This window comes from Thioalkalivibrio sp. (assembly GCF_041685615.1).
GTDB lineage: Bacteria > Pseudomonadota > Gammaproteobacteria > Ectothiorhodospirales > Ectothiorhodospiraceae > Thioalkalivibrio.
Genome location: NZ_JAWLFK010000060.1, coordinates 1 through 10,893, shown reverse-complemented (window position 1 = coordinate 10,893; position 10,893 = coordinate 1). Strand labels below are relative to the sequence as shown.

General features: G+C 65.4%; 11 protein-coding genes and 1 rRNA gene. 4 read left to right on the top strand and 8 right to left on the bottom strand.

Annotated elements, in window-relative coordinates; genetic code table 11:
• Together ACESLR_RS10575 and tyrS are read right to left on the bottom strand one after the other, a co-directional pair.
• Positions 1 to 69, bottom strand: a 16S ribosomal RNA gene (locus ACESLR_RS10575); the annotation flags it as partial.
• A gap of 507 nt (positions 70 to 576) precedes the next feature.
• Complete coding sequence (gene tyrS, locus ACESLR_RS10570; protein WP_373025876.1) at positions 577 to 1,791, bottom strand: tyrosine--tRNA ligase; 1,215 nt, start codon at positions 1,789 to 1,791, stop codon at positions 577 to 579.
• A gap of 138 nt (positions 1,792 to 1,929) precedes the next feature.
• Between tyrS and ACESLR_RS10565 the strand changes: the two genes are divergently transcribed.
• Entirely contained in the window at positions 1,930 to 3,078 is a 1,149-nt protein-coding gene (locus ACESLR_RS10565) for an anhydro-N-acetylmuramic acid kinase (protein ID WP_373025878.1), read from the top strand.
• A gap of 56 nt (positions 3,079 to 3,134) precedes the next feature.
• Here ACESLR_RS10565 and erpA read toward each other — a convergent pair whose 3' ends face one another.
• The 4 genes from erpA to argC all read right to left on the bottom strand — a co-directional run bounded on the left by erpA (position 3,135) and on the right by argC (position 5,836).
• Complete coding sequence (gene erpA / locus ACESLR_RS10560; RefSeq protein WP_024327481.1) at positions 3,135 to 3,509, bottom strand: iron-sulfur cluster insertion protein ErpA; 375 nt, start codon at positions 3,507 to 3,509, stop codon at positions 3,135 to 3,137.
• Between the two features lie 56 nt (positions 3,510 to 3,565).
• On the bottom strand, positions 3,566 to 4,000 hold the full coding sequence (locus ACESLR_RS10555; RefSeq protein ID WP_373025880.1) for a polymer-forming cytoskeletal protein: 435 nt from the start codon (positions 3,998 to 4,000) through the stop codon (positions 3,566 to 3,568).
• On the bottom strand, positions 3,997 to 4,656 hold the full coding sequence (locus tag ACESLR_RS10550) for a DUF6776 family protein (protein WP_373025890.1): 660 nt from the start codon (positions 4,654 to 4,656) through the stop codon (positions 3,997 to 3,999). Before ACESLR_RS10550 ends, ACESLR_RS10555 begins: the two co-directional genes overlap by 4 nt.
• Before the next feature lie 124 nt (positions 4,657 to 4,780).
• Positions 4,781 to 5,836 (bottom strand): N-acetyl-gamma-glutamyl-phosphate reductase, encoded by a 1,056-nt coding sequence (gene argC / locus ACESLR_RS10545; RefSeq protein WP_373025881.1) that lies wholly within the window; start codon positions 5,834 to 5,836, stop codon positions 4,781 to 4,783.
• Between the two features lie 95 nt (positions 5,837 to 5,931).
• Between argC and ACESLR_RS10540 the strand changes: the two genes are divergently transcribed.
• Together ACESLR_RS10540 and ACESLR_RS10535 are read left to right on the top strand one after the other, a co-directional pair.
• On the top strand, positions 5,932 to 6,447 hold the full coding sequence (locus tag ACESLR_RS10540; protein WP_373025882.1) for a peroxiredoxin family protein: 516 nt from the start codon (positions 5,932 to 5,934) through the stop codon (positions 6,445 to 6,447).
• 53 nt (positions 6,448 to 6,500) lie between these two features.
• Positions 6,501 to 7,016, top strand: a complete 516-nt coding sequence (locus ACESLR_RS10535; protein WP_373025884.1) for a CopD family protein — start codon at positions 6,501 to 6,503, stop codon at positions 7,014 to 7,016.
• Between the two features lie 43 nt (positions 7,017 to 7,059).
• Here ACESLR_RS10535 and ptsP read toward each other — a convergent pair whose 3' ends face one another.
• Positions 7,060 to 9,327, bottom strand: a complete 2,268-nt coding sequence (ptsP, locus tag ACESLR_RS10530; protein ID WP_373025886.1) for a phosphoenolpyruvate--protein phosphotransferase — start codon at positions 9,325 to 9,327, stop codon at positions 7,060 to 7,062.
• 20 nt (positions 9,328 to 9,347) lie between these two features.
• A complete protein-coding gene (locus ACESLR_RS10525; RefSeq protein WP_373025887.1) occupies positions 9,348 to 9,908 on the bottom strand; it encodes an RNA pyrophosphohydrolase in 561 nt (186 codons plus the stop codon).
• Between the two features lie 164 nt (positions 9,909 to 10,072).
• Here ACESLR_RS10525 and ACESLR_RS10520 point away from each other — a divergent pair, with 164 nt between their 5' ends.
• Positions 10,073 to 10,750: an HAD family hydrolase gene (locus ACESLR_RS10520; RefSeq protein ID WP_373025889.1), complete on the top strand. Its 678-nt coding sequence runs from the start codon at positions 10,073 to 10,075 to the stop codon at positions 10,748 to 10,750.
• Positions 10,751 to 10,893: the final 143 nt, after the last annotated feature.

Sequence of the window (10,893 nt, the reverse complement as noted above, 5' to 3'; positions counted from 1 at the left end):
CCGTTCGACTTGCATGTGTTAGGCATGCCGCCAGCGTTCAATCTGAGCCAGGATCAAACTCTTCAGTTTAAAGCTATTTACGGATAGCTCCGTAATACCATTTGAAGAGCAGACCAAAACTCTCAGAACTCTGAGGTTTGGTTGCTTGCTTCGATCTTTGGAGATGGAGGTTTCCAGCCCCTACGACGCAAGCATCCGCACAAACTACTTGATTCACTTTTTCTTAAAGAACGCTGCTGTGTGTCTCAGCAGGGAGCCGCGTATTCTGCGGCTGGCTCGATCCGGTGTCAACACCGTTGCGAGACTTTTTGTATCGGCCGTCCGGCTGGCGATGTCTTGCCGTCCGTTGAACCGAGCACGAAATTATGCAGCGTACTGTGTCAGGCGTCAACCCCTGGGGCACATTTTTTGCTGCGGCCTTCGGCCCTCCCCGCAGCCGGTTTACCGGCCTTTCTCGAGGCGATCCGCGGTGTTTCTGCGGATGTCCGAAGCGGCTGTACCGTTCGGTGAGCGCGCATTATAGGGGGTGGCGGAAATCGGTCAAGGGGGTTTCGGAAATATTTTCGCAATACACTCTCAGGCCTCCTTCGCGGCCTCGAGGTGGACCCGCGCCAGACGCCGCTTTCCAACCTGAATCACGTGGGTTTCGCCAGGCCCCAGGGTGCGCCCTGCATCCTCTGCGCGTTCTCCATCGATGCGCACAGCTCCCTGGCGGAGCATGCTGCGCCCCTCGGAGGTGGAGGCGACCAGCCCGGCGGACTTGAGGACATTGGGCAGCAATAGACCATCGGGCGGCACCGCCACGGTTATCGGCGGGAGGTCCTCCGGGACAACGTGTTTCTGAAAGCGCTCAATGAAACGAGCCTGGGCCTTCTCACCCCGCCCCGGCCCCTGGAATCGGTCCACCAGTTCACGTCCCAGCTCGAACTTGATGTCGCGCGGATTCCTTTCGCCGGCTTCCGCAGCCCGCCGGAATTCGCGAATGTCGTGCATGGGCCGCAGGCTCAGGAGCTCGAAATAGCGCCACATGAGATCGTCGGAGATGGACATCAGCTTGCCGAACATGTCGTCGGGGGAATCCTGGACCCCGATATAGTTGTTCAGCGACTTGCTCATCTTCTGGACACCGTCCAGCCCTTCGAGGATTGGCATGGTCAGGATCACCTGGGGTGCCTGCCCCTCCTGCTTCTGCAGTTCGCGCCCCACCAGAAGGTTGAACTTCTGGTCGGTGCCGCCCAGCTCCATGTCCGCCTTCAGCGCGACGGAGTCGTAGCCCTGAATAAGCGGATACAGGAATTCGTGGATCGCGATCGGCTGGTGCTCGGTGTATCGCTTGTGGAAGTCGTCACGCTCAAGCATGCGCGCCACGGTGTGGCGCGAGGCCAGCTGGACCATGCCGGCCGCACCCAGTGGTTCCATCCAGGTGGAATTGAAAACGACCTCGGTCCGTTCGGGATCGAGGATACGAAACACCTGCTCGCGATACGTCGCGGCATTTCGTTCGATGTCCTCGGCGGACAACGGCGGACGTGTGGTGTTCTTCCCCGAGGGGTCACCGATACGGCCGGTGAAATCACCGATCAGGAACAGGATATGGTGACCCAGGTCCTGCAACTGGCGCAGCTTGTTGATCAGCACCGTGTGCCCCAGGTGCAGATCCGGTGCGGTGGGGTCGAACCCCGCCTTGATCCGCAACGGGCGGCCCGTCTTGAGGCGCTCGACGAGGTCGCCCTCAAGCAGGATTTCATCGGCACCGCGACGGATCACGGCCAGCTGGTCTTCGAGTTCCATGTCGCCCCTTGATCGAGATCGGCGACCGGCCGGGCTGGCCGGTCGCGCGCAAGGATACCGCGAGCCCCAAGCGGACGCGAAATGCCGCGGTGGTCCAGAATGCAACCAGACCGCCACGGGCATGCGAGGACCAACACCATGACGGAACGCTTTATCGGGCTGATGTCCGGCACCAGCCGGGACGGCGTCGATGCCGTGCTGACGGAAATCCACGACGACGGGACACTAGAGGTGGTCGATTACTGCCAGATCGACTATCCCGACGATCTCGCCCAGGATCTGGCGACCGCGGCCACGACCGAAACCCTGCGCTACCGGCAGCTGGGCACCCTGGACGCACGCCTTGGGCAGCTGTTCGCCCGCGCCGTCCACGCCTTGCTGGACCAGACCGGCCTGACTCCTGGCGCGATCCGCGCAATCGGAAGTCACGGCCAAACCGTGCACCACGCACCGGACGCCGAGCCGCCCTTCACCTGGCAGATTGGCGATCCCTTCCGCATTGCCGAGGCAACCGGAATCGACACCGTGGCCCAGTTCCGCCCGCGCGACATCGCGGCCGGCGGCGAAGGCGCACCACTGGCCTGTGGGTTTCACGCGATGCAGTTCGGCGCGGCCGACGAGACGCGCGCGGTGCTGAATCTTGGGGGCATCGCCAATGTCACCTGGCTCCAGCCCGGCCATCCCGTGATCGGCTTCGACTGCGGCCCCGCGAACACGCTGATGGACGACTGGAACCGGCGTCACCATTCGACTCCGTTCGACCGCGATGGCGCCTGGGCTCGAACCGGCACGCCGGACCCCGAACTACTGACCCGACTGCTCGGGGACCCGTTCTTCCAGCGACCCCCGCCCAAGAGCACCGGCCCCGAGTACTTCTCGCCCGGCTGGCTCCGCAGCCTGGCGCGCGACCGCCTCGACCGGGTCCGCCCCGAGGACATCCAGGCGACCCTGGCCGAACTGACGGTGGAGGGCATACGCCACGCCCTGGAACACCTGCACACCCAACCGCCCGACCGCACGCTAGTGTGCGGCGGCGGCGCACACAATCGGCACCTGATGCAGCGCCTCGCCCAGGCGCTGCCCGATACCCGTGTGGAGTCCACCGAGCGCCACGGCGTTCCCGCTCAGCAAGTGGAAGGCGCCGCGTTCGCCTGGCTGGCTGCCCGCACCCTTGCCGGTGAATCCGGGAATCTGCCGGAGGTCACCGGGGCGCGCGGCCCGCGCGTGCTCGGCTGCATCATCCCCGGTGGCACCCGCCCCGCGGGGCACGAATCATACGCCCCATGACGAAAAAGGCCCGATCCGCCGGATCGGGCCTTCTCCAGTCGGGGTTTCGGTCGACTTCAGACCGAGAAGCTGGAACCACAGCCACAGGTCGTAGTGGCGTTGGGATTGCGGATCACGAACTGCGCGCCTTCCAGGCCTTCGGTGTAGTCGATCTCGGCACCGGCCAGATACTGGAAGCTCATCGGGTCGATCAACAGCGTCACCCCGCCGTTCTCCACCACGGTGTCACCGTCGCCGACCGTCTCGTCAAAGGTGAAGCCGTACTGGAAGCCCGAACACCCGCCACCACTGACGAACACGCGCAGCTTGAGGTTGTCGTTGTTCTCTTCCTCGATCAGCCCCTTCACCTTGGTGGCTGCGGCATCGGTAAAGATCAGCGGGCTGGGCATTTCGATGTCCAGTTCCGCTTCGGACGTCATGGGCTCGGACATTCGGGGCCTCCTGTATCATCATTTTCATTCACGCTACGGAAGACTGAGCACCGGAGTCAAGAATGCCCATCTTCCGTGGGATTGCTCAGGACCGGGGTCTCCTCCGCCCCCTCCAGTTCACCCTGCAACGGGTGGTCGACCCGCTTGAGCAGGCCGTCGATCTGCGCGCCTTCCGCCATCTGCAGCATCGTGTAGTAGAGGTTGCCGGTCAGCCGGGCGGTCTCGCCCAGTTCCACATGCTCTCCTACATGGACATCGCCATGCACCTCTCCGTTCATCAGCAGGTGCGGTACAGCGACATGACCCTCGATCACCCCCCCGTCTGCCACCACCAGGACGGCCGATGGATCCGTCGCGGCCCGAATATCGCCGATCACGCGGCCCTCGATGTGCAGCCCGCCGCCAAACTCGATGTCGCCATGGATCACCGTATTGCGCCCGACCAGCGTATCCACCTTGCTCGCCCGACGGCCCTTCTTGCGTCCAATCATTGCGTACCCTCCAGCAGGCGATCCCACTCGGCCCTTTCGGCGACCGGTTCGAGATCCTCGTCATCCTCGGCACTCGCGCGCAGTGTTAATTGCCGCGGCTCGAAATCTTCCGGCAAACGGATCCGGACCTGCTGGTTGCGCACCAACGTCAGATTCTCCAGCGTGCGGGCGGCGTCCAGATCCAGGGCATCGGCATCGAGCGTGACCACATCCTCCTCGTCGGCCGGCACCCCGTCCACTTCCAGTGTCCATTGCAGGTCCACCGATCGGTCCAGCCCCGAGCGGTAGACCTGAAAGTGCACATCGAACACCCCGGCCTGCCCGGTGCGCTGCAACCGGAGGGCCCGGATTCCCAGCCCATCCTCGCCCGCGCCCTCTGCGAGACGCTGGTAGAACGCCAGTTCATCACGCAGCTCCAGTAGTTCGGCCTCCTGCCGCTCGATGTCGCCGGCAAAGGCCGCAACCTCCGCATTCTTGAACGCCAGCTGTTGCTCGGCGCGCCGCAGGGCCTCCTCGGCCTCCTGACGTGCGGCGACCTCCCGTTCCACGTCCGCTCGCAGGGCGTTGATCCCCGCCCGCGAACCCTCTGTCCGCGTGTCGTCATGCCCGGTGCCCGTCAGCCAGATGCCGGCCGCGACGGCCCCGGTCACCAGCAATGCGCCGGCCAGCAGCACGGTCCGCCAAGCGCCCCCGCGCCGCCTCGACGACCTTCGCCGCGCCGGGATCCGCGGCCGACGGGGCAGGCGCGGAACATGGATGTTCATGCGGCCGCTCCGCGCATCAGGGGAAGACCGGCAGCCCGTCGAGCCCCACGGTCTCAGCCTGGCCGAACATCAGATTCATGTTCTGCACGGCCTGCCCGGCCGCGCCCTTCACCAGGTTGTCGATCACCGACAGCACCATCAGTCGCCCGGAGTGCGGCGGCTGCGCCAGCGCCACCCTGCAGAGGTTGGTACCCCGCACGCTGGACGTCTGCGGATGGGCCCCTGCCGGCATCACGTCCACGAACGGTTCGTCGCGATAGCGCTGCTCGAAACAGGCCTGCCAGTCCGCACCCGCCGTCTGCGGACGCAGGTACAGGGTCGCATGAATCCCGCGGGTCATCGGTACCAGGTGCGGCTGGAAAATCAGCCCCACCGACTGCCCGGCCACACCGCTGAGGGTCTGGTGGATCTCCGGCCAGTGCCGGTGCCCGCCGCTGGCGTAGGCACGGAAGTCTTCCTGCACCTCGGCGAACAGCCCGCCGATCTGCGCCTTGCGCCCGGCCCCGCTGACGCCGCTCTTGGCATCCGCGATCACGTCCGAGGGATCGACCAGACCGGCCTCCAGCAGGGGCAGCACCGCAAGTGTCACGGCCGTGGGATAACAGCCCGGCACCGCGATCAGCCGCGCATCGCGAATCTGCTCCCGGTTCAACTCGGGCAACCCGTACACCGCCTCGGCCAAGTACTCGGGTGCGCCATGCGCCTGTCCGTACCACCGCGCCCACAATTCGGGATCCCGAATGCGGAAATCCGCCGACAGGTCAATGATGCGCGTGCCCCGCTCAAGCAGTGGCGCGGCCAACCCGTGCGCCACCCCGTGCGGGGTCGCGAAAAAGACCACGTCGCACTCACCCAGCGTCGCCTCGTCCGGGGCCTGGAAGATGGCGTCCACCGCGCCGCGCAGGCTGGGGAATCGATCGGCCACGGGCGTGCCAGTCTCGCCACGCGAGGTCACGACCTGCAGATCGGCCGTCGGATGCCGCGCCAGCAGGCGCAGCAGTTCCACGCCGGTGTAGCCGGTAGCCCCGACAACCCCGATACGGATGGGTTTGCTGTTGGTTGCATTCATCATGGTGCGGCATGATACCGCCTTGGCCGGGACCACGGAACGCAAGCCCGCCCCGCCAGTCCACATTTGCAGGCTATTCGATCAACGGATCACATCCCATGAGCAAAGTCAGGATCGACCGCAAGGCCATCTTCGGAGGCATCTTCATCCTCGCGCTGGTCGCCGTCGCTGCGACCATCTGGCTCACCAACGACGGCATGCGCCCGGCACCTGCCTTCTCCGCCACCACCCTGGACGGCGATCAGGTGGACCTGGAGGACTACGAGGGCCGGCCGGTCATGATCTCCTTCTGGGCGACCAGCTGTCCGTCCTGCGTCCGCGAGATCCCGGAACTGATCCACCTGCACGAGACCTACGCCGACGAGGGTTTCGAGCTACTGGCGGTCGCGCTGTCCTACGACCCGATCAACCGCGTGGAGGCCATGCGCGAGGACCGCGAGATGCCCTACAAGGTCATCCACGATAGCGATGAAGCGTTCTCTCAAGCCTATGGTGGCGTGCGCCTGACACCGACCACCTTCCTGATCTCGCCGAATGGCCGCATCGTCTACCAGAAGCTGGGCGACCCGGACTTCGAACAGATCGAGCGCCACCTGGAACGCTGGCTCTCGTAAATCAACGCTGAGCTGGCCCCGGGTCTCCCGGACCGTCAACGAGAAGGGCCTCAATGCAAGCCTACAACTGGTTCCTCAGCCTGCACGTGATCTTCATGGTCACCTGGTTCGCCGGGCTGTTCTATCTGCCACGCCTGTTCGTCTATCACGCGATGACCGGGGACGCCCTGGGTCACGAACGCTTCAAGGTGATGGAGCGCAAGCTGTTCTACGGGATCATGACCCCCGGCGCCCTGATCACCATCGCCTTCGGCGTGGCCATGCTGGTGGATCGCTCGTTCTACCTGGCCGAACCGTGGATGCACTTCAAGCTGACCCTGATCGCGCTCCTGGTGGCCTATCACGTCTGGTGCGGCAAGATCGTGCGCAACTTCCGCGACGACCTGAACCGCCGCGATCACACCTGGTATCGCTGGTTCAACGAGGTCCCGGTCCCGATCCTGGTGGGGGTCGTGGTGCTGGTGATCAACCGATCGATCACCGATGCCCTGATCGCGATCGGCGTCGTGCTCGGGATTTTCCTGCTGAGCGCCCTGATCGCGCTGTGGCGGACAAACCGCAACGGATAACGGACGCCGGCGGACGCCTGCGCGGGATCACGGATTTCCGGGGTCAGGTCTTGCCGGCGCGCACCAGGCCACCCAGCCCGGCCTGCACCAGGGCATTGTTCAGCAGCGACCGGATCTGATCGGCGTTCTCCAGCAGGCGGCATTGCGCCAGGAGTGCCTCGGCGCGGTCGGTGGAGAAGCTGCGGATCACCCATTTGACCCGCGGGATCGAGGACACGCTGACACTCAGACTGTCGATCCCCATCCCCAGCAGCAGGATGACCGCAGCCGGGTCGGCCGCCATCTCGCCGCAAACACTGACCGGTTTGCCGGCCCGGTGCGAGCCCTCGGTGATCGTCTCCAGCGCGTGGACGCAGGCCGGATGCAGCGTGTCGTACAGATGCGCCACGCGGGCGTTGTTGCGATCCACCGCCAGCAGGTACTGCACCAGGTCGTTGGTGCCCACGGACAGGAAGTCCACCCGCCGCGCGAGCATTTCCGACATGTACACGGCCGCCGGCACCTCCACCATTACCCCAACCCGCGGCATCGGGATACGGAAGCCCTCGTCCAGCAACTCCTCGCGCGCCCGGTTGAGCAGGGTCATCGCGCCCTTCAACTCGTCCAGCGCCGAAATCATCGGGAACAGGATCTGCAGGTTGTCGTGCGACCGGCTTGCCTTGAGCATCGCCCGCAGCTGGGTCAGGAAGATCTCCGGATGGTCCAGCGAGATGCGAATACCGCGCCAGCCGAGAAACGGGTTGTCCTCCTTCACCGGGAAATACGGCAGGGCCTTGTCACCGCCGATGTCCAGGGTGCGCAGGGTCACGGGCATGGGGTCGAACGAGGCCAGCACCTGCTCGTAGAGTTGGACCTGTTCCTCCTCGCCGGGGAACCGGTCGCGGATCATGAACGGGACCTCGGTGCGGTACAGCCCGACACCCTCGGCCCCGGATTCCAGCGACGGCTTGATGTCCGCCAGCAGGCCTGAATTTGCCAGCACCGGCACGGCGACCCCGTCGCGGGTCTCGGCCGGATCCTTCGCCAGCGCCCGCAGGTCCTCCGCCAGCTCGCGCTCCTCGCGTACCAGGCGCTCGAACTCCGCGCGCAATTCGGCGTTGGGGTTCACGAACAGCCGGCCCCGATAACCATCCACCAGGATCTCGCGCCCCTCCAGCCGACCGACCGGAAGCTCGGACACCCCCATCACCGCGGGGATGTTCAGCGCCCGCGCGAGGATCGCGATATGCGAGGAGCCCGTTCCCTTGGCCGAGACCATCGCCCCGAGGCGCTCGATCGGCACCTCGGCCAGATGCGAGGCGGTCAGATCGTCTCCCACCAGGATGCCGCCATCGGGAAACTCGTCCTGGCTGCGATCCGCCGGCAGCAGGTGCGAAAGCACGCGCCGGCCAAGGTCGCGCACGTCCGACGCGCGCTCGCGCAGGTACGGGTCCTCCATGTCCTCGAACACCCGCACGCTCTCGCGCACAGTGTCGCGCAACGCGGCGGGCGCCCACTGGCCGTTACGGATGCGCCCCTCGGTCTTGTGCACCAGCGAATCGGACCCGAGCAGCATCAGGTAGGCATCGAACAGCACCTGCTCGTCCGGACCCAGGGCCTCGCCCATGCGCTGCTTCAGGTCCTCGATCTCGGTGCGCGTCTCCGCGACCGCCTGCGTGAAGTGCTCCAGTTCGCTTTCCACCCCGGCGCCATCGCGATCGGGGATGGAATCGAGATCCGCCAGACGGTAGGCCACCACGGCCCGCCCGATGGCCACACCCGGCGAACCGGCAATCCCGGTGGCCTCGACGTTCACGTGCCCGATCAGGGGGGTCTCGGAGGAGATCTCGTCGTTGAACTCGGCGTAGGCAATGGCCCCGGCCAGCTGGGCCGCCAGGGTGATCAGGAAGGAAACGTGCTCGTCATCGAACTTGCGTGCCTGGTGCTGCTGCACCACCAAGACGCCCAGCAGGCTTCGCTGATGGATGATCGGCACACCGAGGAACGCGAGGAAGTGCTCCTCCCCGGTCTCCGGGAAATAGCGAAAGCGCGGGTGATCCTGAGCGCTGTCGAGGTTGACCGGCTCGGCGCGCGATGCGACGAGACCGACCAGGCCTTCCGACGGATCCATCTCGACATGCCCCACCGATTCGGAGCGCAGGCCCTCCGAGGCCATCAGAACCAGGCGACCGGACTGCGGCGACTTCAGGTAGATCGAGCAGACATCGATCTCCAGCGCCGCCTTCACCCGCGTGACGATGATGTGCAGCGCTTCAAAGAAATCGGCCGCGCCGTTGACCTCCTGCACCACACGGCGCAGGACCTCGAGCATCGAGGGCTGCGTCGGGACCGTCAACGCGAGGACACCGGGGAACGAGCCAGGGACGGGCCCGGACCACGGCGGCCACCGCGGTGCTCGCGCCGCTCTTCAAGCTCCGGGAACATCAACGGCACCAGCTCGCACAACGCCCGGCGGTAGACCTGGCGCTTGAAGTGCACGACCTCGCGCGCCGGGCGCCAGTAGTCGATCCAGCGCCAGTCATCGAATTCCGGGGTTTGCATTGCGTCCAGCACCACGTCGTTCTCGTCTCCGACCATGCGCAGCAGGAACCAGCGCTGCTTCTGGCCGATGCAGACCGGGCGCTGATGGCGCCGGACCATGCGCTCCGGCAGACGGTAGCGCAGCCAATGACGGGTGCTGCCCAGCACCTCCACGTGCCGGGGAAACAGGCCGGTCTCCTCGCGCAACTCGCGGAACATCGCCTCTTCCGGCGTTTCTTCCGCGTGCACACCCCCCTGGGGAAACTGCCAGGCCGCCTGTCCGACCCGCTTTCCCCAGAACAGCTGTTTTTCCGCGTTGCACAGGATGATGCCTACGTTTGCGCGATACCCGTCACAATCAATCACTTGCATCAGCCAGACGCTTTTCTATTACTGGCATTGTTCCACAGCCGGCGCCCCGGCGGCAAAGCCCCTACCCGGCCTCCGGTGCGGCCCCGAAAGGCCGCTGGAAGCTGCAGGCCGTCACGACCGCCGGTACACTTTGGCCCGACTCACGCCAACCCGAGACGCGCCCCATGGCCCTGGCCCTGTTCGACCTCGACAACACCCTTCTTGCCGGCGACAGCGATCACGCCTGGAATGAATTCCTGGCGGAGGTCGGCGCGGTCCATCCGACCTGTCACGCAGAGACCAACGACCGCTTCTACCAGGAGTACGTGGCGGGCACCCTCGACATCCACGAATTCTGCCGCTTCGCCTTCAGCCCCCTGGCCGAGCACCCACGCGCGCAGCTCGAGGCCTGGCGGGAACGCTTCATCGACACACTGATCCGGCCGATGATCGCCCCCGGCGCCCCGCGCCTGCTGGCCGAACACCGCGAGGCCGGCGACGAGCTGATGATCATCACCGCGACCAACCAGTTCGTGACCCAGCCGATCGCCGACATCCTTGGCGTGGATCACCTGATCGCGACCCTGGCAGAAGAACGCGAGGATGGAGAGTTCACCGGCGAACTGACCGGTGTGCCCTGCTTTCAGGAAGGCAAGATCGAGCGCCTGCGCCAGCACCTCGCGGACCACCCCGACCCCGAGGCCACCGTTGCCGGCGCCAGCTTCTACAGCGACTCGCGCAACGACATCCCGCTACTGGAACAGGTCGGTCGTCCGGTGGCCGTGGACCCGGACCCGACCCTCGAGGGACATGCCCGAAACAAGGGCTGGCCAGTCATCTCGCTGCGCGACGGCCCGGCTTAAGGAGACGCTTCATGCCCTGGCCAGATGAGTTGATTGCACCACGAAGGACACTGAGGGCACGAAGAAAACCAAAAGAATTTTCGAAGGCCTGGATCCGTTGGGCCGGACGAAGGCTATAAGTCCGCGTACTTGGCGGGACTTGC